The following is a 21,485-nucleotide window of genomic DNA, read 5'->3' on the forward strand; positions in this document are numbered from 1 at the left end:
TGGCCCGATGTGAAACTGGCTGTTATATCTAACGATTATTGTAGGATCCCGTTATTGACGATTGGTTCATTTTCTTCATTGGGAGATAGAACCCAAGTTCATTGTGGTAATAAAGTTGTTATTGGGGATCATGTTTTGATTTCCTGGGATGTTAACATCATTGAGTATGATTATCATGCTCCAGGAGGTGGGCAGCCTGAACCAATGCCGATTGTGATCGAAGATGAAGCCTGGATTGGAGCCAGATGTATTATCACAAAAGGTGTAACTATAGGAAGAGGCGCGATTATTGCTGCTGGTTCTGTAGTCACTAAAAGTGTTCCACCATACACACTCGCAGCGGGTAACCCGGCACGTCATATTAAAGAAGTGAAATCATGGAAGGGTAGTTGTAAGACGGATTCTCATCAAAAGGTAACAAATGGATAAAACATATAAGATCCGAGTACTTCATCTTCTTTTGAGCCTTGAAATAGGGGGGATGGAGCGGTTTGTCTATGAGCATTGTTTAGGCGTTGACAAAGAGCAGTTTGAAATTTCAGTTTGTTGTATCGACAGATTGGGTGGTTTTTACGACAGGCTGTTGGAGCATGATATCCATGTTGACCTGATTCAGAAAAATCAGCAGAAGTTTGACTGGTTTTTTCCGTTCAAACTTTCGAAATATTTACGTAAAAAGGATATTGACATATTGCATATCCATACAGGTGCTTTTTTTTTCGGAAGTGTCGCTGGATTTTTGGCCCGAATAAAAGGAATAATTTATACGGAGCATGGACGTCACTATAAAGAACCATGGCAACTTTTTATACTAGATCAAATTTCCGCTCGTTGTGTTGATCAAATTATAACCGTATCCGATCCTCTCAAAAACCACCTGATTAATAAAATGAAATTACCCGCAAAAAAAATTAAAACTATTATTAATGGTGTTAATATAGAGGTTTTTTCCCCACGTGAAAAGCCGGATTGTTTATTAGAGGAATTCTCTCTTGATAGGCAGTGTAAAATTGTCGGCACTATTGGCAGGTTGGCCGAAATAAAAGACCAGGCAACACTGATCAGGTCTTTTTGTCGGGTAAGAGATCAACGTGAAAATGTAAAATTATTTATTGTTGGTGATGGTCCGCTTGATGGAGAGCTAAAAAAACTGGTCAGTGATCTTGAACTGGATGATGATGTAATCTTTACCGGTAATCGGACAGACATTCCGAGCATTTTGAACCTGTTTGATATATATGCGCTGCCGTCATTGATGGAAGGGACCTCCCTGTCTCTCTTGGAGGCAATGGCTTCTGGTGTGCCGCCCATTGTAACCAACGTTGGCGGGAATGTTGCGCTTGTTGTTGATGGGAAGAATGGCTATCTGATTGATAAGGGTGATTATGAAAACCTGTCTTCTAAAATAATCACTATGCTGACTGAAAAGAAAGATTTATTTATCAATAATAACAGGGAGATTGTAGTTAAAAACTTTAGTTTAAAAAAGAATATAAAGTTATACGAAATGATTTATAGAAGTTTGGATACCTTACGGTGAAGCTTTTATATGGCTACATATTCTTTACATTTTTCCCAGTTATATATACTTATGCACCTTTTTTTGGAAAAATGAGGATTGTATATATATTAGGATTATTAATTTTAATATATTTATTTACTAACATAAAAAAAATAAATTATAAATTGTTTGAAAATAAGATATTTATTTTGAACTCTTTATTTATTTTATCTTTGTTGTTATCAATATTTTTTTCTCTTGATAGGGGTTTATCTTACGAGAAGCTTATTGTTCTATTGAAATATTCATTTATTAATATATCTATGATTTTTTTTGTCAGTAAAAACAAAGAACTCGATAATATTCTGATATCATGGGCTTTGTGTTCTTTTTTGATGGCGTTGTTTACAATAGTCAATTATCTTTTTGTTGGCGTTACATACATTGGTAGTATCCGTGGCGCGGCTATTACTTCAGGAATATTTGCTGATCCAAACGATTTAGCTTTGTTTTTTAATTCCTCATTACCGATTTTGTTTTATTTGTTTTATAAATATGACAAAAATAAAATCATTTTTGTGCCTATCATTTGTGTAGTGGTTGCAATCATTCTCTCTTATTCAAGAGGTGGATTTTTAGGTTTATCGGCTATATTGATAGGGCTTATTGTTCTTTTGGAAAAAGAGAGAGTTAGAAACCTTTTGTTTACATTAGGGTTCCTCATTCTATTTGTTTTATTTGCACCAGACACGTATAAAGAAAGACTTTCAACAGTAATTACCGAATCGCAAATAGATCAACAAACAGGTGAGTATCCTGGCAGGTTGCAAGCATGGATTGAAATGTTACCGCTAGGATTTGAAAGCCCTCTTTTTGGTAGCGGAGCTGGCGTCAGCCACTATCTTGCTTTTAGACATATTGGTGAGTTTACCCTGATCCATAACACCTTTATTCAGGTGTTTCTTGAAGTGGGGCTCTTTGGGTTTATAGTCTATCTGCTTTTTTATTTGTTGCCGATAAGTCAATACAAGAAGCTAAGGATGAATAAAAAACTTGCTGACTCAATCCTTTTGCTTCGACATAAATTTCTACTCTTAAGTTTTTTCAGTTTTGCTGTGACCGCGATGTTTCTGCCGCAGGCTTATTCAGCGATTTTCTTTTTTTTGGTTGGATTGATGGCTGTTCAGCAAAAACTTATTAATCATGAAATGCCAATCAACAAAAAGAGGCGTTTAACATGAACTTTCTTGATAAAAAAACAACATTAATATTGCTTAGTTTAGGCAATGCAGTGCTTTTAGTAGCGTTGGTTAATATTATAGTTATTTCTTACAGTGATTTTGCAATTAGCGGTTTAATATTCCTTATGATGACCCTGTGGGGCCATGTTCTGATGATTCCTATATACTACTGTAAGAAAATATATTTAGAAGGGTTTGTTTGGGGTTGCTGTCTTGGGGTAGCGCTTGCGTCATTAATGATTTCAGCGATTATTTATATTGCGGGCTGGAATTTGTTTCTTATCTTTTTGCTCTGTTTTGTGCTGCCTGTCATTACGTTTTTACTATTATTAAAAATCACCAATAACAATAAACAGGCAATATCAACTTCTCAAATCACTTTATCCGATTTCAATATAGTTTCACTACTTCTTCTGTTTGTTCTTGGTTTTCATATTTTTCCTTATCTCAATTTTGGATACCTCTCTGACGATAAATATTTATATGCCTGGTTATTTGGCCATGATTTTATCAATCGCATGGCGCATGTCGAGAGTCTTAGTAGGGGAATTCCTTTTGAGGCGATGTTTTTTGCGGGAGAAACCTTAAGTTATTACTGGCTGGGATATATATTGCCGGCCATGTTGAAAAATATTCAAGTAATTAATGTTGAAAATCATCAAGCTTTGATGGTGTCACAGTTGTTTTATACACTCAATTTAACTTTAGTTGTTTTTTTCTTTTTTAAAAAATATACAGCTAAAGGAATTCATTTATTGATTCCTATTAGTCTCTTTGCTGTTTTTTACAGCTATGCATGGCAGTTAAAAGCATTTGAAGCACTTTCATCATATGTAACATTTATCCCAGAGGGTTTCTTGCCCACATCTTTTACCGGGTTTTCGCATGGTTTTTACAGATTTTTACTGGTTGAACCGCATTCCATCATAGCCCTTTCTCTTATTATGATGACGCTTTATCATTATGATAAGAACTCCCCTATTTATCAGAGAGTCATCCTTGGTTTGTCAGTTGGTCTGCTATTTGGCGTGGAAGCAACAAATGGAATTATGTTGATGCTATGGTTTTGTTTGATGGGCCTTTTCTACTTATTTAAAGATGCAGGTAACAGACTCTCGGTGTTCAACGCTCATCTGGTTTCGGGCTTGCTGGCCATAGGCATTTATGCTTTTATGTTTGCTATCGAGATGTATAGCCTAACTACCGGCAAAGGTGTTTTGCAGTTATCTCTTAACATGTTTGCTGTAAAGTATGGTCTGCTTTATTTTCCAATCGCTTATGGACCTCCTTTCTTGTTGGGTTTAGTTGGTATTTATTATATTTTTAAAAATAGAGCCCCATGGGATCACTGGGTGATTCAGCCTTTTGTTTTGTTTCTGATAGCGTTGTTTTTTACGCTTTTCATTCAAAATGTTACGGAATACCATTTTGGTTTATTAAAGGCTACGCGCATTATTCCTTTAGCTGTTGTGCTTTTATCACTGTATGCGTATCAGCATATTGTGTGGACAAGAAAAAAAACAATACTTTTACTTATATTTTTAATAGCTTCACTGCCGACTTATTATACTGATAATTTAATTGCATCAGATACCTCCACCCCCTCAACTTTTTTGCGTAATAACGATATGAAGGCTGCAACTTGGATCAAAAATAATTTAGACCTAGATGCCGTCGTTCAAGCCGAACCAAATTACCCTGGTGTTGGCGATAAGGGTATATGGCCACAATATGCGTATAGTTTTATTCCAATATTTGCTCAAAGAAAAACGGCTGTTGGTGAATGGAAAGTATCACATCAGGAGCATTCTCGCCCGGAAGATGTTTATGAAAAATTTCATGGCGTTAAGGAAATGTATCATACTTTAAGTATAGCGAAAACATTAGATATCATAGCCAGATATAATATACAGTATGTCTATGTTGGGGCTTTAGAGAAAAGTTTATATGGGGACTCATTGATGAAATTTGTAGAGTATAAAAATTATTTTGAACCTTTGTACAACTATGATGGGGTTGAAATATATAAAGTTGTTTTAAGGAATGGCAAAATTTATGAATAAAGTAATAAGTATAATATTGCCTTGTTACAATGAAGAATCTAATATAAATAAACTTATACAGGATTTAGATTCTTGTTTTAATAAAATAGAAGACTATGTTATTAAGTACATATTTGTTGATGATGGTAGTTTAGATAATACTTTTAACCTGTTGCTTGATATTTCTAAGTCTAAACATAATGTCCGTGTGATTAAGTTATCACGAAACTTCGGTAAAGAATCGGCTTTGTTTGCAGGTTTGAAGGCTTGTGATTCTGATGCAGCAATAATTATGGATAGTGACCTACAGCACCCCCCTTACCTGATACCAGCAATGTTAGAATCTTGGGAAGGTGGATCAAATGTGGTCAATGCAGTAAAAATTAAAAGGCAAAGAGAGGGATTTTTAGCTAAGAAGCTAAGCCTTTCTTTTAATAAGATTATGACATTATTAACTGATATGGATTTTGATGGGGCCTCAGACTTTAAGTTGCTTGATCGCAAAGCTATTGCACATATTTTACAGATGAAAGAGTATAATCGGTTCTTTAGGGGTCTGTCGAATTGGGTTGGACTCAAACACAGCAAAATAACATTTGTTGTAGAGGATAGATATTCAGGTAATTCTAAGTGGAACTTTGTTAAGCTTTTTAATCTTGCCATTGATGCAATTACATCTTATTCTTCTAAGCCGCTACAGATTGTTACAGTGCTTGGAACACTTACCTTTATACTTTCATTTTTTTTAGGGATGCATACACTATATACTAGATTTTTTGGAGAAACTGTAAGTGGATTTGCAACAGTTATACTCGCTATTTTGATTACGTCTACTGCAATAATGTTTAGTCTTGGTGTTGTAGGGCTTTATCTTGGTAAAATTTATTTAGAAGTTAAAAATAGGCCAATATATCTATTGGATGAAGATAGTTTAGAAGATAATAAGGGTCGATCAAATGAATGATAAGGTAATTTGATGCCAAACATCACTTTAGATCCAAGACTTTATGTTCTTTTAGGTATTATCACTACTGTGTTGGCGCAAATATTATTAAAAAAAACTGGTTCAATCCCAGAGTTGACATTTTATTGGTTTATATATTTGTCTACCAGTTTGTTGTCATATTCGTTATCATTCTTATTTTATTATTATGCATTGAAAAATTACGATATAAGTACTGTCCAGCCTTTAATGATGGTTAGTATCGTTTGTATCATTGCAGCTTATGGGTATTTTATAGGAGAAACTTTTAACTTTAATAAAATATTTGGGCTTAGTTTTGCCATTCTTTCGATCATTCTCATAACAAGATCATAACTATAAGATAATGTATAAATATACATATAGGAAAATCTGTACTGTTTTTACCTTATTACTCTTTATTGTTTTTGTTTTATTTTTTCTTTACAATTCTCCCACGTTTAGAGATATTGTTAGATTGTACCTCTATCAAAAGGTGGTTTATGAGGAGAATTATTTAGATAAAAATTTAAGCAACCATAAAAAATCAATCATATATATTCTTGGTGGTTCTCATTCAAGTCTTGAGTTGAAATTTACAAAAGCAGCAAACTTGTACCGTGCTGGTTTTTCCGACCAAATCTATATATTAAATTCTGAAAATCTAACTTCTTATGATAAAAATCTTGGTCGGAATTTAACAGATAATGAATGGACAATTCGCGAGCTGTCTAAACTTGGTATCCTCCAAGAACATATAAATTTTATCAATATTTCTGATCATAAATTTGGAACTTTTTCCGAGGCTAAAACTTTAAAGGCAATTATTGAATCAAAAGATTTTGAACATGTCATTTTAGTTTGCTCTCGGTATCATTCTGCAAGAGTTAGATTGACCTTTTCTTCTATTTTGAAAATGGAGAACTCCAACATTTATGTGCTGAGTGCTGACGAGCCTGTGTTTTTAAGGCACTTGATAGCTGAAATTTTAAAATATTACCTTTACCGATATTTACTCTTGCCTCTTAATTGAACGCAAATAAACGCCTTGCTTTGATATTAGCCATGTGTAATAATTTTAAAATTGATTGAGAAGACCAACCAATAAATGAAAAGTAATGGAGGTATGATTATGAGCACCAGATTTATGTTTTCGAAACTGCTTTTTTTTGCAATCTTGCTGAGTTCAATCAATTCCTATTCTCAAATAATCTTTTCAGAAAATTATGATTCAATAACGTCTTGGAATTGTACACAATCAGTTCTTCCCGGTTTCTCAGGCAAGTCATCGTGTCCCTCCGAACCAGATATATACAATGGGGTGACTCATTATAGGGGGGAGATTTCTCCCGGAGGGAGATCTGGCAATTCCCTGAAGTTATGGCGCAGAAATAATGAGTCTATAACTCCGAATGGAGATTACACAGGTTACCTAAACAAACAATTTACACAAGAGGAATTTAACAATCATTACAAGGAACTTTATATAAGATGGTATGTGAAAATTCCACCTGAATGGAATACAGAGTCAGGGTTTGGTTATATGAAGTGGAACCGGCTGCATTCAGGACCAGCGGTTGGGAGTTTGTCGCGTGAGTGGTATTTTAACGTATCTGGGGGCGAAGGTACGGCAACAGGCTCTACATTCAAAACGACAAGTTTGTTTCTATACGTCACAGGAGTATCTGGAGGGATTTTCTACACTCAAAACTCTGTTTCACAAATTGGGCTTAATGATGGGAACTGGCACTCAATAGAGCTGAAATTTAAGCTAAACTCTACAACAGACGCAGGGGATGGCGGGTTGCAGTTGTTTGTTGATGGGGTGGCGCAGACTATTTGTAACGCAGGAGCAGCGAATTGCTCAACAAGTCCAAGCATCAACGTAGGCACAACTGATGAGTTTTTCTATAGTGCCTTTCCACCAGCTATTGGGAACCGTGCTGGTGAGTGGAACCATGCGACTGACGATTGGTACGCTATAGAGTTTGATGATTATGTTGTCAGCACGACTTATATCGGGCCTGATGATGTTAGTGACCCAATCCCTTCTCCTGTTGGTGACGTTTCAGGTCCTGAAATTGGTGTAGTTAAAGATGTTTCGCTTTTTTCTGAGTCCTTTGAGGATGAGAATTGGTCTTCTCGTGGCTGGTATGACGGAGTTAATTCGGGCGGTGTTGCTGCTGGAGGTTTCAGCGGAAATGCTTTGCGGTGGCATTGGGAGCAGGGAGCCACAGGTCCTGATAATATAGTAGTACTGAGGAGAATTTTTCCAGCAACTGACGAATTTTTGATTGAATACTATGTGAAATATGAAGCTGGTTGGCAGGGTTCGGGGTTGAACTGGCATCCGCATCTGATCCATGTGATGTCTACCGATGATGGTGCGTATCAGAGTTTGGCACGTGCGAGTAGTGGGTTGTATTTTGAGTCCTGGTCTTCAATGTCGTATCCTTATGCTAATTACCCGGTTATTGCTCACCAGGACATGTACCGAACAAACACTTCTTATGGAAATGTGCCAAACAATCTTGCATCTACTACAGAGATGCGTAGTGCAAACCAATGCAATACTCCGTTTTCTTTAGTTGGTGCCAGCAGTGGTAGTTGTTATAATGATGGGGTTGGGTGGTATTCGGCCAACACCTGGCGTTCTGATTCGGTGACAATTCCATCCGACAGTTGGGTAAAAATTACAGCGCATATAAAGAAAAACAGCTATACTAATGGTGTCGCCAATTTTGATGGTATTATGCGCTTGTGGGTAGACGATCAGCTTGCTATCGAAGGCACCTCTGTTGTGTACGCCGCCGGGGCGTATTCTAATACTCAGTGGGATAAGGTTGTTTTAGCTCCATGGATCGGCAACGGTTCACCTGTTAATCAAACCATGTGGCTGGATGAATTGCGTGTTTGGTCAGTTGCAGAAGGCTCTGCTGGTTTTGTGGCCCCGCCGCCGCTATTGCAGTTGCTACATTAATACAATCAAAGGTCCGGTCTTGGTTAAAAAAAGACCGGACTTTTTTTACCTGATTGACAACGCAAGTTGAAGATGCTGATTATTGATTATATGTGCGTTCGTCGCATAGCCTCTTTTGTTTGATCCCCCAAAAAAGGAGCCTGGTTGGGTACTGTTAATGATAATTGAAAGCGATCAGTATAATATCGGCCATATTTGCACAACTCAGCAGTGCCAAAGGGGCTACTCCGATAAGACAGCTTTTCGCTGGTTGCCGGCGCGGGGTACTCCGTCTGATGTTACTTTCAAGACCCTTGATCTGCATTCTAACAGGTTCGCGAATGTTTTAAACCACTTTGGTTTTAATAAAGGGGATATTTTCTTTACTTTTTTACCAAAGTGCCCTGAGCAGTTTTTCAGCTTTCTGGGAACCCTTAAAAAGGAAGTGATTTGTGGCACCCTTTTTTCGAATTTCGGCGATGAGGCATTGCTGGATCGACTTGGGGATTCGAAGGCCAGGGGCATACTGACGAAAAAAAGTTTTTTAAAAAAAATACAACGAATTAGAGGGCAGTTGCCTGCTTTGGAATATATTCTGATCACTGATATTGACGATCACGGTACCAATGGTGTTTTCAGTTATCCAAGGTTGATGAATGAGGTATCGGATAAATATCAGACACCGATTACGACACTTGATACGCCATCTGTTTTGCATTATACATCGGGATCAACTGGAAAGCCGAAAGGAGTATTGCATGTACATAATAGTGTGCTGATGCAACACGCTACTGCCCGAGATGTATTGATGCTGTCTCCTGAAGAAACTTTTTGGTGTACCGCCGATCAGGGGTGGGTAACAGGGACTTCGTATGGAATTATCGGCCCTTGGAGTCTTGGAGTCACCCAGGTCCATTTTGGTGGCATGTATGATGCAAAAAAATGGTTTGAGATCCTTGAATCTGAAAAAGTGACGATTTGGTACAGCGCCCCTACTGCTTTGCGCATGCTGATGCGGGAAGATGAATCCTTGTATCAATCATTCGATCTTTCACGTTTGAAACATATTTTCAGCGTTGGGGAACCTTTGAACCCGGAAGTTATTCAGTGGGCTCGTAACGTATTAAACAGAACAATTTACGACACCTGGTTTCAAACGGAAACGGGGGCAATTATGATTACCAATTTGCCAGGACGTGATGTGCGTCCCGGTTCAATGGGCAAACCTGTTAAAGGGATTGAACCGGCAATTATATCTGATACGGGAAATCCACTTGCGGACGGAGAACAGGGGAATTTATGTTTGAAGTCCGGCTGGCCCTCTATGTTTGTTATGTATTTGAATCGCAAAGAATCTTACCGGCAAAAATTCATAAAAAACTACTATTTTACCGGTGATACTGCGGTGAAAGATGATGACGGTTACTTCTGGTTCCGTGGGCGCAGTGACGATGTCATCAATACCGGTGGGCATCTGATCAGCCCCTTTGAAATTGAAAGTGCTCTACTTGAGTTAGAAGAGGTTGCAGAATCCGGAGTTATTGCCGCCCCGGATGAGATGTTATTCGAGAAGGTGGTTGCATTTGTTCACTTGAATACCGGTTATGGACCGACTAAAGAATTAGAAATTAAACTCAGGCTGTATGTTTCCAACAAGGTCTCATCTATTGCAACACCTCAGGATCTCGTTTTTATTGATAAAATTCCAAAAAACAAAAGTGGTAAAATTATGCGACGGGTATTAAAAGCCAGATATCTCGGACAGGATGTGGGCGATATCTCTACTCTGGAGGATTGAAATGACTGTAGAAAAAGCTTTGAATGATATCTTTTGCGAAGTGTTTGATGACTATATTATGATAAGACCAGAAATGACAGCTGATGATGTAGATGGCTGGGACTCTCTATCACATGTGAATCTTATTGTAACGATAGAGTCTCGATTTAATATCAAGTTCACTCAAAAAGAACTCCTGACCTTCAAAAATGTCGGTGATTTGATAAAGAGCATACTTTATAAATTAGAAAACTAAATGTATGTCTAAATTGTTTATAAAATTTATAATATCTTTTTCAAAGTATACTTTTTTTTTACTTATGGTTTTTTTTACTTTGGAAATATGTGCTCGATTCGATGATTACATTCGATACAAAGCCCCTCTGTTATCAAAATATTCAAGTGACAGGCTAAGAGGGATAAGCGACGGGTTTCAGTACAACATACCAAATACAAGATTTGAAAAATGGAAAAATAATAATTTAGGTTTTCGAGGACCAGATCTGGATTTAAGTAGAAATATTAATATAACTCGAATTGTTGTGATGGGATCATCTGAGTCTTATGGTTTATATGAAAGTGAAAACAATGAGTGGCCCGCACAGCTTAGAAATTTACTCCCTGATAACCAGTTTGAGGTAATAAATTCATCTGTTGCTGGTTTAGATTTACATCGATATAAACAATATTTTGATAGTCACATTTCATTACTTCAGCCCGATATTGTAATTCTGTTTATCAATCCTTACTTTGTTGCATGTAGTGAAAATTATAGCTCAATTTTAGATAGTAGTGCTATTGATAGAGACAGGACTACTAACCTGAAAATGATTTTAAATAACTTGACTGTAAAAAGAGATGGTTTTCAGCTTAGGGTTTTATCGAAGATAAAATCTTCTATGAAGGAAACAATCTCTTATTATTTGCCTAGATTGTTAGAATATTATCAATATAAAAATCTGAAAAAACAAATACTTTCACTGGAAAATAGTAGGTTACAGGACGTTTCTGCTTTAAGCAGAGTCGACAATGAGAGATTAGATATATACTTTGACGAAGTGTTAGGTGTTATTGATCACATACGATCTAACAATATCGATATAATATTAGCAACTTATCCAACTTTAATTTCGTCGACAAATTATAATGATCATCCAATACTTTTTTCTGATTTCAGAAGATTCTGTATTAGATACACGAGATCTGGTATGGCCGATATAGCAGAACGATATGCTGAAAAAAATATTGAAATTGCAAATATTAAAAATATTAAAGTGACGGATCTTTTTTCTTCTATACCAAAAAAAGTTGAATACTTTGGTGACAACGTACACTTCACTGATAATGGTTCAAAGTTGATAGCAGAAAATATATATGAATCTATAATTGACATATCGGAATAAAAACAGGTTAATTTAACATGGAAGTAACATCTTTAAAGTATATTATATTTGTTATTATAAATTTATCTCTATATTCAATTCTCAATAATATGTATAGGGCTTACTTTCTAATATTTTCTAGCTATCTATTTTATTATTTTTTTGGATCAACTTATCTTTTACTTGTTCTATTTTTTATAACAATAATTACTTATTTTTTTGGTAAATTGATATTCAAAAATATAAATAATAAAAGAGGAAGTTTATATCTTTGGATGGGTGTCTGTGTAAATGTTTTTACATTGGTTATTTTAAAATACTGTTCATTTATTTTAGAAAATATTGAAAATTTGCTAGATATTTTAAACATTTCTGTACCAATTTACTCAAATATTTATTTTACCATAGTCGGTATATCTTATTTTGTTTTTCAATCAATATCTTACCTTGCAGATATCTATCTTGAAAAAATTGAAGCAGAGCAAAGTTTTAGAGTCTTGGCTTTGTCTATTTGTTTCTTCCCTAAGTTGATTCAAGGCCCTATTGAAAGAGGTGGTAACTTACTCCCTCAAATGCAAAACCTTGGTAAAATAAATTATGAAAATATTTGGTCTGGGGCAAATCTATTTTTGTGGGGTCTTTTTAAAAAAGTAGTCATTGCTGATAGATTGGCGATGTATGTTGATCCTGTTTATTCAGACGTATCCAGTCATTATGGTATGTCTTTTGTCCTTGCAACATATATTTTCGCTTTCCAAATTTATTTCGATTTTTCTGGATATACTGATATGGCTCGAGGCATCGCTCGATGCTTTAATGTAAAGTTAATTGAAAACTTCAATGCACCTTATTTGGCTAAATCCATAGCTGATTTTTGGCGAAGATGGCACATTTCTTTTTCAAGTTGGATTTTGGATTATATTTTTAAGCCGTTACAATTCAAGTATCGCCATTGGACTATGTGGGGTGTTCCAGTTGCGCTTATTGTAACTTTTTTAATTTCTGGATTATGGCATGGCGCTGCTTGGACATATGTTTTCTGGGGCTTTATTCATGGTTTCTATCTCTGTGTCGGCGTAATTTTCAAAAAACAAATAGTGATTGTTTATAAAACCATATCTTTTGGAAACAAGCGCATAGAAAATTTACTTCATATTTTTACAACATTTAACCTTGTTTGTGTGTCTTGGGTTTTTTTTCGAGCTACCTCATTATCAGAAGCAGCTTATATTATTCATAGCACTTTTGTTGAATTACCAAAAAGCTTATATTTGATCAATGATGGATTTCACGTGTTTGCGGATCATTTATTCTTGGGGCAACCCGCTTTTGATGTGCTTGGTGTCCTGATATTAGTCCTGATTGTTTCGGTTTTGCCATTAATATTCAAAAAAATTCATTCTGATTGTTTTTCAAGGAATGATATGTATTGGTTCAATGCGATACCTACTTCATTGAAAGGTTTATACTACGGAATAATTTTATACTTAGTAGTTTTTTGTGGTGCGAGTACCCAATCTTTTATTTATATGCAATTTTAGTAAGTATCATGCTTCCCTTAACAATATGGCATCAGCTGGTGTTGTTTATATTGGTTTTATTATATTTTTTGTCAGAATGATTATGGGGGAAGACTAAATGAAAAAGCACATTCTCATCATCGGTAATGGCTTAGCCGGTTCATTGATCTGTAATGAGTTAAGCAAAAGCTATGACGTCACTCTGCTGGAAAGAGGCCCACAAGGCAGCATTACCTATCCCAAACTTCACTTCCACCACAAAAAATTCGCGGAAGTCCACACATGCTGCTATGGCGGCGGCGGCAGCACTAACCTGTGGCATAACGGGCTGATCCCTATTCGGGGCGAGGATGTAGTCGACCCCGAATTTAGGGAAGTTCTTCAACAGGCGCAAAGCTATATCGGCCAGACCGCCGCTGCGCTCTTTTACACCGGGGCATCTTTTACTGAAGATCATCGGCAACTTGTTCAAGAAGCCAACTCCCTTTCTCCCGATTTTAAAGCTTTCCCCGATGGCATCGACTGCCTGGTGTACCCGAAAAAATACCAGAAACTGTCGGTGTCACCTGCGGTCAAAGCAATCTATGATGTTGAGCAGATCAATTTTGTTTATCAGGATGGCTGTATCAGTAAGGTTGCTTACCAGGTATCAGGTCAGAAATGCGAGTTAGATGCTGATGTTGTTATCGTCGCAGCGGGAACATTGGGAACGCCGGGATTGATTCAAAAGGTTGTGAAGTCAGCCGGCAAATCGGATGAGTCGGTTGGGGTTGGTTTTATTGACCATCCAATGGGTTTTGTCGGTAAGGTTAAAGTAAAAAAACAACTATCGAATCTCATCAAAAAGCTTTCTGCCTGGGACCGTGGTGATTATATCAGCCGTAATGCTGTGCGGCTGAAAAGTGCGTGCGGCAACTACACGGCCTGTGCGTTTTTCCGCCCGGCCCTGACCATGGATAACCGCCTGGCGATTTATAAGTACAAATCCTCCCTTGGGGCCAGTAACGGCATGGCCCGGATCAAGAACATCTTTTCCTGGAAAATATTTCACCCCGACATGATCGCGGAAATATTCGCGCATGTGTTTGGCGTCAATCTCCCTAGCCGGACCTACAATATACTGCTGATCACCGAACAGAAACGTGGCGACAGCAGGGTGTATGAAGAGGATGGTGCTATTCAGGTGAAGTGGACGGTATCCGATGAAGAGCTGGGAATTTACCGGGCCATGCTCAAGGATTTTGAGGTCATGCTTGGGGATTTGGCCGTTGCCATCAACATCAACACCGAGATTACCAGCGACTGGCTCTGGTCCGCCGCGCATCACTCCGGCACCATCAGTATGGGTTCGGGTGAGGATGCCCTGGTTGATACCAATTTGAAGCTGAAATGTTGTGAGAATGTGTATGTGTGCGATGGGTCGGTACTGCAGGAGCATAGCTATGCGAATACAGGCCTGGCGATTGGCCAACTGGCGTTTCGGTTGGCGGATCACTTGAACAAATAAAGACTTATAGCCGCAGATGAACGCAGATACGCGCGGATAGGGTCAAAGGCATAAAGACTTTTTAGAGTTACGACCAAAATGACTGGTTTGCATGGTTTCATCTGCGTAACATCTGCGTGTATCAGCGGCTGAGAATGGTTTTGGTATAAAGGCATTAGCCGCAGATGAACGCAGATACGCGCGGATAGGGTCATGATTAAAATCCTGTTATTGTGGTTTATACACCAAAAAGAAGCCTGATTTTTTATTCACAAGAATTGATTTTATCTTCATCTGCGTAACATCTGCGTGTATCTGCGGCCAACATAGATTTGGTTTTGCCTTTGACCACTATCACAACTCACAACTGACAATAATAAATGTAGCCAAAAGGATACGGGTGGGGGTATGCTATGTATCATGTTATTGAAACAGAAACATTCAGCAAATGGTTACACAGCCTTAAAGATAGCGTCACAAAAGCACGATTGTTGAAAAGGCTACGTAAGGTGAGTCTGGGCAATCTGGGCGATGTTAAGTTTATTGGTGACGGTGTTTTTGAAATGTGTGAGTTTTTTGGTCCGGGGTGGCGGATGTATTATGTTCAACGAGGAGACATCGTAGTTGTGATGTTGGGTGGTGGTACCAAATCCACGCAGGGGCGCGATATACAAAGAGCCATCGCAATAGCTCAGGAGTTGAATCATGACTAAAAAGAAAATCACGACACGATCTTTCGATGCCGCAGCGTATTTAACCACAGAAGCGGATGTTGCAGCTTATCTTGATATAGTACTTGAAGAAAACGATCCCAATTTACTGGCTGCCGCTTTGGGTGATATTGCCCGGGCGCGGGGTATGAGTTCATTGGCTAAAGCAACCGGTCTATCGCGAGAAAGCTTGTATAAGAGCCTTTCAGGAGAGCGCGTTCCTTCAACGGAAACTCTACTCAAAGTACTTCACGCCTTAAACCTGAAGCTGTCTGTTTCACCTTTGAAAAATGAAAATATTGATTTTGTTGATCGGGTTCATTGATATTTGTACAGGGAACGGAAGAACCTAATACTGAAAACCATGCCTCAAGCAGAGCCCGCAAAGAGTGCTGAGAAAAGTTTTTTAGCCGCAGATGAACGCAGATACACGCGGATAGGGTCAACTAAAGCCAGAATATAGAATTTAGAAGACAGTTTTGGAAAACTCCTGAATTCCGTATCCTGTATTCTGAATTCGGTCTGACAAAGGTTTTATCTGCGTAACATCTGCGTTCATCTGCGGCTAACAAAGATTTTGTTTTGCTCTTCTTCGCGTCCTTGGCGTGCTTGAGTGAGTAAAGCGAACGGGCGCGAGATAAGTTTTTAGGACTATAACCCGCTGGACACGGATACAATCTGAAGGGTCTGATGAAAATCTGACTTTAGTCGCAGATGACATACACGAGAACACAGGAATTAGGAGTCAGAATTCAGAAGGTTAGAATCAGGCTTCTGAATGATTGAGGCTTTTCTTCTGACTCCTGTATTCAATATTCTAAATTCTGCCGTTATCCTGTCTGTGTTCGATGAAGATTTGATGCTGTTTTTAATCTGTAAAAATACGAAGTTTCAGATGTTATCCGTGTGCGAGAGGTTTTACGGGTGAGAAAATGAAAAAAGTACTGGTCACCGGTGCGACCGGTTTTTTAGGTCGGCGCATTGTCAACAAACTCATCGATAAGGGGTTTGCTGTCTGTGCCCTGGTGCGTAAAACCTCGCGGACGCAGGGTTTGCATCTGTCCGGTGTAGAATTTGTTTACGGTGATGTCACCGATCTGGGTTCATTACAGTTGGCGTTTAGTGGTGTCGATTACGTCATCCACGCTGCTGCCGGTACCAGTGGCTCTGAAGAGCAGATGCGGCGGGTGACCATTGAGGGAACACGCAACATTCTTGATCTATGCCGCCGGTATGCTGTGAAAAAGCTGGTCTATATCAGCTCCTGCTCGGTGTACGGCATTGCCGATCACGGTGATGGTGCGCTGCTTAATGAATCTGCTTCGTTGGAAGCTCAACCACATCTGCGGGGAGCCTATTCGTTAACCAAACTCGAAGCGGAAAAACTGGTGACGAATGCGATAGAGCAGGAGGGCGTTGCCGCTACCGTTCTGCGTCCCGGCACGATCTACGGCCCCGGCGGTGAAAATTACACGCCGATGGTGGGCTTTTCCCTGAAAAACAAGCTGTTTGTTATCATCGATCGCAAGAACTTTATTCTGCCACTGGTGTATGTTGATAACCTGGTCGATGCGATTATTCTGGCGATGACGGCGGATAACAGTACCGGGAAGGTCTACAATGTTGTCGATTCCGACCGGGTCGACAAAAAAAACTACATGAACACCTTTATCCGAAAGCTTCATCCGGGTGCGTTGTGCTTGTACTTCCCGTATAGACTGTTCGCGGGGATTGTTGCGGTGCAGGAACGGGTGTTTGGGGTAATGAGGCGAGAGCCGGTGATCAGTATGTACCGGCTCAAGTCGTCACAGAACCCGGTGGTTTATGATGTAACGAAAATCAAAAGTGAGCTTGGGTGGACGCCGAAGGTGGGATTTGTGGAGGCGGTTAAGAAAATAGTTGATCAAAATCAACAAGAAAACTTTTAGCCGCAGATGAACGCAGATAAGCGCGGATAGGGTCAAAGGAAAAAAACTTTTTTAAGGTTAAAACCAAAATGACTGGTTTGTATGGTTTCATCTGCGTACCATCTGTGAGTATCAGCGTCTAATAACGGGTTTTAGTTTTTCAGGAGGGGATATGATTCGGGACAGTGCATATATCAACAGTTTGACGGAAGAAATTATTGCTTGCGCCTATGCCGTTGGAAATACTCTCGGTAGCTGCTTTTTGGAGAAAGTTTATGAAAATGCTATGGCTCATGAGCTTCAAAAAACAGGATTAACATTTGTCAAACAGCAACCGATCAAAGTTTATTATGATGGTATTCTGGTCGGAGATTTTTTTGCTGATCTGGTTGTCGACGATGAGGTTATTGTCGAGCTGAAATCTGTTAAAAATATTGATGATTCTCACTTTGCTCAATGCTTGAATTACTTGAAAGCAACGGGTAAGCGGATTGCGTTATTAATAAATTTTGGTGGCAGTCGTGTCCAGGTCAAAAGAGTCGTGAACAACTTTTAAACGCTTAGCCGCAGATGACGCAGATCAACGCTGATAGGTTCAAGAGCAAAAGCTTTTTTAAGTTTTAGAACCTCAAAACAAAGACGGATTTTTCAGATTTTATCTGCGAACCATCTGCGTAAATCAGCGGCAATGATTGTTCTTGATTTTTAGAGACGAAAAACCCCCTTTTGCCGCAGATGAACGCAGATGAACGCAGATGAACGCGGATAGGGTCAAAGGAAAAATCTGGTTCTTTTTATGGTTTAAACAAAAGCTATCGATTTTCAAGGTTTTATCTGCGCCCATCTGCGTGTATCTGCGGCTGAAATAGATTCGGAATTTGATCTCTTTGCGATCGTTGCGTCGTGAGTGAGCATAGCGAACGGGCGCGAGATAAGTTTTCATAAAGGTTGATTTTTTATGTGCGGTATTTATGGGGTGTTGGGTGAGGGGATTGACCAGGGGTTTCTGGAACGGGCGACGTCTACCTTAACCCACCGGGGGCCGGATGCGGCCGGTTATTACCTTGATAATCACATCGGCCTGGGGCATCGGCGCTTGAGCATTATTGACTTGAGCGGTGGGCAGCAGCCGATTTTCAACGAAGACCGCACCCGCCTGATCATCTGCAACGGCGAAATTTTTAATCATGTTGCCCTGCGCAACGAGTTGATCGCCAAAGGGCATGTCTTTTCCACCTCAAGCGATTCGGAGGTGGCGCTGCATGCCTGGGAACAGTGGGGGGAACAGAGTATTGAGCGGCTGCGCGGTATGTTTGCCTATGCGATCTGGGACATGAGGGAACGTATCCTCTTTATCGGCCGCGACCGCCTGGGTATCAAGCCGATTTTTTTCAGCGCAATGCCGGGACGCTTTTCCTTTGCGTCGGAGATGAAGGCGATTCTGGCGGATGATGATTTCCCCCGGGCCATCGACGAGAAAGCCCTCGCGACTTATTTCAACCTCTCTTACATCCCTGGTGAGTTGACGATTTTTCAGCATATCCGCAAGCTGTTGCCGGGCCATACGATCACCGTCAAAGAAGGCCAGGTGACCCAGCGACAATACTGGGATCTGCATCACGAGCCTGACCGGAGCAAAACCGAAAAGCAATTTATTGACGGTTTCATGGACCTGCTTCACGAAGCGGTGGATATCCGGCTGATGAGTGAAGTGCCGTTAGGGGCATTTTTGAGCGGTGGTATCGATTCCAGCATGATCGTTGCCCTGATGAGTCGGGTGTCGCAACAACAGGCCAATACCTTCTGCATGGGTTTCGGTGGTGATGTCGGTGGTTACCTGGATGAACGAATTTATGCCCGCCAGGTTTCCGAGCGTTACGCAACCAATCACCACGAATATGAAGTCTTGCCGGAAGCGGAAGGATTGATTGAGAACATCGTTCGGGCTTTTGATGAACCCTTTGCTGATGATTCGGCGATCCCTTCCTGGTTTGTCTGTAAGATCGCCAGGGAAAACGTCACCGTGGCCCTGTCGGGCCTGGGTGGTGACGAGGTCTTTACCGGTTATGAACGGCACCTTGGGTTTTTGCTGAGCAGTCGTTATACGCGAATTCCTCGATTACTGCGGGAATCGTTGATCCGCCCCCTGGTGGAACGCTTGCCGGAACGCAAAGACGGCCATTACACTATCAATCACATGAAGCGGTTTGTCCGGGGAGGCAGTCTCCCCCCTGACCTGCGCTATTTCGGATTTATGTCGAAGCTGAATCCTGCGGTGCGCGATAGTCTGTTCAATGATCAGGTGCATTTCAACGGTCTTCTGGAATCCGGCAGGGAAAATGTGCTGGGATATTTCCGCTCCGATAAGGTTAGTGGCCCGGAGGATTCCCTTGATCGGGCTTTGTATTGCGATTTAAAGACCTATCTTCCTGAAGATATCCTGGCAGTGACTGACCGGATGAGTATGCAGCACGCCCTGGAGGTGCGGGTGCCGTTTCTGGATCATCATTTTCTGGAATACTGCGCGACCATCCCGCCGGAAATGAAAATGAAGGGACTGAAAAAAAAGTATCTGCTGAAAAAAGCGGCTGGTCAGTATCTTCCGGCAGAGGTGATCAGCCATCGTAAGCAGGGGTTTGTCGGCCCGATGACCAGCTGGCTGAAAAATGAATTAAAGCCGTTTGTCATCAGTACCCTGTCGGATGAACAACTGAGCAAACACAACTATTTGAACACCGTAACGGTGCGCCGGGTGCTGGATGAACACTTTTCCGGGCGTGAAATCCACGATACCCTGATCTGGTCAATGGTGGTGTTTCAGACCTGGTTTAATCTGTATATTGACAAAGGAGGGCAGGGCGCGTGAGTGCGGCTGAGTTTTTTTTCTGGGTGTTCCTGGTGTTGACCTTGTATCCCTATGTTATTTACCCGTTGCTGGTTTCTGTCTGGTCGAAAGTTGCCCCACGTTCATGGAATAGAGGTTCGGAACAGCCAACGGTAAGCCTGATTGTTTCGGTTTATAACGAGGAAGGGGTTATCCAACGCAAACTCGATAATGCCCTGGCGCTGGATTATCCGCATGATCGTCTGGAAATCATGATTGTATCCGATGGTTCTAGCGATGCGACCCACGAGATTGTCAACTCCTGTCACGATGAACGGGTGGTGCTGAAAGCTTATGAACGGGCCGGCAAAACGGCCTGTCTGAATCAGGCTGTGGCGGAAGCAAGTGGTGAGATAGTGGTGTTTACCGACGCCAACTCCATGTTTCCACCCCAGGCACTGCAGATGATCACCCGCAATTTCGCCACTGAATCCATCGGCCTGGTGACCGGCTGGACAAAATATCGACGGCCGGATTCCGATGTGGAGGAAGCGCCGGGAGCCTACGCGCGGCTGGAAAAAATCACCAAGGATGCGGAAAGTCGGATTTCATCCTGTGTTGGTGCCGACGGGGCGATATTTGCCATCCGCAAGGAGTTGTATCAGCCATTGGAAGATCAGGATATCAATGATTTTGTGATTCCTCTGAATGTGATCGGACAAAAGCATCGGGTGGTCCTGGATGAGGATGTTTATTGTCTGGAAGAACCGTCGGAGGATGCCGGCAAGGAGTTTCGTCGCCAGGCGCGCATGACCAATAGAACCCTGGGGGCGATTCGACGCAATCTGAAGTATCTTGACCCCGTTGACTATGGTTCCTTCGCATTTTTTCTACTGTCCCATAAGGTATTGCGTTTTCTGGTGCCGTATTTTGTAGTCGGGGCGTTTGTGTCCGGTTTGGCGCTGATGACGTCTTCCTTGTTTTATGGGCTGGCTTTTCTGGCCATGCTGGTGTTGGTGCTGGCCGGTTCTTTGGGATTGATGGGTTATGTCCAGTCACGCATTGTAGATATTTGCGCGACTTTTCTGTTGACCTGTGCCGGACAGGCGGTGGGTTGGTTGCGTTTTGTTGCCGGCAAAAAAGATACCATGTGGACGCCACAGAGATAGTTTTTG

At 40.5% G+C, this 21,485-nt stretch carries 19 protein-coding genes; all 19 read left to right on the plus strand.

Annotated features, from left to right (window positions below):
- The first annotated feature begins 204 nt into the window (after window positions 1–204).
- Window positions 205–429, plus strand: coding sequence for an acyltransferase (locus AC1931_RS01915; protein ID WP_483876157.1), 225 nt, complete (start codon window positions 205–207; stop codon window positions 427–429).
- Window positions 422–1,540: a glycosyltransferase gene (locus tag AC1931_RS01920; RefSeq protein ID WP_483875536.1), complete on the plus strand. Its 1,119-nt coding sequence runs from the start codon at window positions 422–424 to the stop codon at window positions 1,538–1,540. The genes AC1931_RS01915 and AC1931_RS01920 overlap by 8 nt, the downstream gene beginning before the upstream one ends.
- On the plus strand, window positions 1,537–2,742 hold the full coding sequence (locus AC1931_RS01925; protein WP_483875537.1) for an O-antigen ligase family protein: 1,206 nt from the start codon (window positions 1,537–1,539) through the stop codon (window positions 2,740–2,742). The genes AC1931_RS01920 and AC1931_RS01925 overlap by 4 nt, the downstream gene beginning before the upstream one ends.
- On the plus strand, window positions 2,739–4,805 hold the full coding sequence (locus AC1931_RS01930) for a hypothetical protein (RefSeq protein ID WP_483875538.1): 2,067 nt from the start codon (window positions 2,739–2,741) through the stop codon (window positions 4,803–4,805). Before AC1931_RS01925 ends, AC1931_RS01930 begins: the two co-directional genes overlap by 4 nt.
- Entirely contained in the window at window positions 4,798–5,748 is a 951-nt protein-coding gene (locus AC1931_RS01935; protein WP_483875539.1) for a glycosyltransferase family 2 protein, read from the plus strand. The genes AC1931_RS01930 and AC1931_RS01935 overlap by 8 nt, the downstream gene beginning before the upstream one ends.
- Before the next feature lie 12 nt (window positions 5,749–5,760).
- The gene (locus tag AC1931_RS01940; protein WP_483875540.1) at window positions 5,761–6,102 is read left to right on the plus strand and encodes an EamA family transporter; all 342 of its coding nucleotides are present in this window, start codon (window positions 5,761–5,763) and stop codon (window positions 6,100–6,102) included.
- A gap of 121 nt (window positions 6,103–6,223) precedes the next feature.
- A complete protein-coding gene (locus AC1931_RS01945) occupies window positions 6,224–6,778 on the plus strand; it encodes an ElyC/SanA/YdcF family protein (RefSeq protein WP_483875541.1) in 555 nt (184 codons plus the stop codon).
- Window positions 6,779–6,877: 99 nt separating this feature from the next.
- Entirely contained in the window at window positions 6,878–8,725 is a 1,848-nt protein-coding gene (locus AC1931_RS01950; RefSeq protein WP_483875542.1) for a hypothetical protein, read from the plus strand.
- A 157-nt stretch (window positions 8,726–8,882) separates the two neighbouring features.
- Window positions 8,883–10,502: an AMP-binding protein gene (locus AC1931_RS01955; RefSeq protein WP_483875543.1), complete on the plus strand. Its 1,620-nt coding sequence runs from the start codon at window positions 8,883–8,885 to the stop codon at window positions 10,500–10,502.
- A gap of 1 nt (window position 10,503) precedes the next feature.
- A complete protein-coding gene (locus AC1931_RS01960) occupies window positions 10,504–10,737 on the plus strand; it encodes an acyl carrier protein (protein ID WP_483875544.1) in 234 nt (77 codons plus the stop codon).
- Window positions 10,738–10,741: 4 nt separating this feature from the next.
- A complete protein-coding gene (locus AC1931_RS01965; RefSeq protein WP_483875545.1) occupies window positions 10,742–11,884 on the plus strand; it encodes an SGNH/GDSL hydrolase family protein in 1,143 nt (380 codons plus the stop codon).
- A 17-nt stretch (window positions 11,885–11,901) separates the two neighbouring features.
- Window positions 11,902–13,404: an MBOAT family O-acyltransferase gene (locus tag AC1931_RS01970; protein ID WP_483875546.1), complete on the plus strand. Its 1,503-nt coding sequence runs from the start codon at window positions 11,902–11,904 to the stop codon at window positions 13,402–13,404.
- Between the two features lie 97 nt (window positions 13,405–13,501).
- On the plus strand, window positions 13,502–14,890 hold the full coding sequence (locus AC1931_RS01975; protein WP_483875547.1) for a GMC oxidoreductase: 1,389 nt from the start codon (window positions 13,502–13,504) through the stop codon (window positions 14,888–14,890).
- Window positions 14,891–15,282: 392 nt separating this feature from the next.
- On the plus strand, window positions 15,283–15,582 hold the full coding sequence (locus tag AC1931_RS01980) for a type II toxin-antitoxin system RelE/ParE family toxin (protein WP_483875548.1): 300 nt from the start codon (window positions 15,283–15,285) through the stop codon (window positions 15,580–15,582).
- Window positions 15,575–15,904 (plus strand): addiction module antidote protein, encoded by a 330-nt coding sequence (locus tag AC1931_RS01985; RefSeq protein WP_483875549.1) that lies wholly within the window; start codon window positions 15,575–15,577, stop codon window positions 15,902–15,904. Before AC1931_RS01980 ends, AC1931_RS01985 begins: the two co-directional genes overlap by 8 nt.
- 607 nt (window positions 15,905–16,511) lie before the next feature.
- Window positions 16,512–17,507: an NAD-dependent epimerase/dehydratase family protein gene (locus tag AC1931_RS01990; RefSeq protein WP_483875550.1), complete on the plus strand. Its 996-nt coding sequence runs from the start codon at window positions 16,512–16,514 to the stop codon at window positions 17,505–17,507.
- 151 nt (window positions 17,508–17,658) lie between these two features.
- Window positions 17,659–18,042, plus strand: coding sequence for a GxxExxY protein (locus AC1931_RS01995; protein ID WP_483875551.1), 384 nt, complete (start codon window positions 17,659–17,661; stop codon window positions 18,040–18,042).
- 402 nt (window positions 18,043–18,444) lie between these two features.
- Window positions 18,445–20,352 carry an asparagine synthase (glutamine-hydrolyzing) gene (asnB, locus tag AC1931_RS02000; RefSeq protein ID WP_483875552.1) on the plus strand — a complete coding sequence of 636 codons (1,908 nt, stop codon included), beginning with the start codon at window positions 18,445–18,447 and terminating at the stop codon, window positions 20,350–20,352.
- Complete coding sequence (locus AC1931_RS02005) at window positions 20,349–21,479, plus strand: glycosyltransferase family 2 protein (protein WP_483875553.1); 1,131 nt, start codon at window positions 20,349–20,351, stop codon at window positions 21,477–21,479. Before asnB ends, AC1931_RS02005 begins: the two co-directional genes overlap by 4 nt.
- The last annotated feature ends 6 nt before the right edge of the window (window positions 21,480–21,485 follow it).

It is taken from the genome of Pelovirga sp. C15f, assembly GCF_057178085.1.

Excerpts from the sequence above, each read along its gene's own strand:
- AC1931_RS01915 (WP_483876157.1), top strand. The coding sequence starts at position 205 with ATGCCGATTGTGATCGAAGATGAAGCCTGGATTGGAGCCAGATGTATT.
- AC1931_RS01920 (WP_483875536.1), top strand. The coding sequence starts at position 422 with ATGGATAAAACATATAAGATCCGAGTACTTCATCTTCTTTTGAGCCTT.
- AC1931_RS01930 (WP_483875538.1), top strand. The coding sequence starts at position 2,739 with ATGAACTTTCTTGATAAAAAAACAACATTAATATTGCTTAGTTTAGGC.
- AC1931_RS01935 (WP_483875539.1), top strand. The coding sequence starts at position 4,798 with ATGAATAAAGTAATAAGTATAATATTGCCTTGTTACAATGAAGAATCT.
- AC1931_RS01940 (WP_483875540.1), top strand. The coding sequence starts at position 5,761 with ATGCCAAACATCACTTTAGATCCAAGACTTTATGTTCTTTTAGGTATT.
- AC1931_RS01950 (WP_483875542.1), top strand. The coding sequence starts at position 6,878 with ATGAGCACCAGATTTATGTTTTCGAAACTGCTTTTTTTTGCAATCTTG.
- AC1931_RS01955 (WP_483875543.1), top strand. The coding sequence starts at position 8,883 with ATGATAATTGAAAGCGATCAGTATAATATCGGCCATATTTGCACAACT.
- AC1931_RS01960 (WP_483875544.1), top strand. The coding sequence starts at position 10,504 with ATGACTGTAGAAAAAGCTTTGAATGATATCTTTTGCGAAGTGTTTGAT.
- AC1931_RS01965 (WP_483875545.1), top strand. The coding sequence starts at position 10,742 with ATGTCTAAATTGTTTATAAAATTTATAATATCTTTTTCAAAGTATACT.
- AC1931_RS01970 (WP_483875546.1), top strand. The coding sequence starts at position 11,902 with ATGGAAGTAACATCTTTAAAGTATATTATATTTGTTATTATAAATTTA.
- AC1931_RS01975 (WP_483875547.1), top strand. The coding sequence starts at position 13,502 with ATGAAAAAGCACATTCTCATCATCGGTAATGGCTTAGCCGGTTCATTG.
- AC1931_RS01980 (WP_483875548.1), top strand. The coding sequence starts at position 15,283 with ATGTATCATGTTATTGAAACAGAAACATTCAGCAAATGGTTACACAGC.
- AC1931_RS01985 (WP_483875549.1), top strand. The coding sequence starts at position 15,575 with ATGACTAAAAAGAAAATCACGACACGATCTTTCGATGCCGCAGCGTAT.
- AC1931_RS01990 (WP_483875550.1), top strand. The coding sequence starts at position 16,512 with ATGAAAAAAGTACTGGTCACCGGTGCGACCGGTTTTTTAGGTCGGCGC.
- AC1931_RS01995 (WP_483875551.1), top strand. The coding sequence starts at position 17,659 with ATGATTCGGGACAGTGCATATATCAACAGTTTGACGGAAGAAATTATT.
- asnB (WP_483875552.1), top strand. The coding sequence starts at position 18,445 with ATGTGCGGTATTTATGGGGTGTTGGGTGAGGGGATTGACCAGGGGTTT.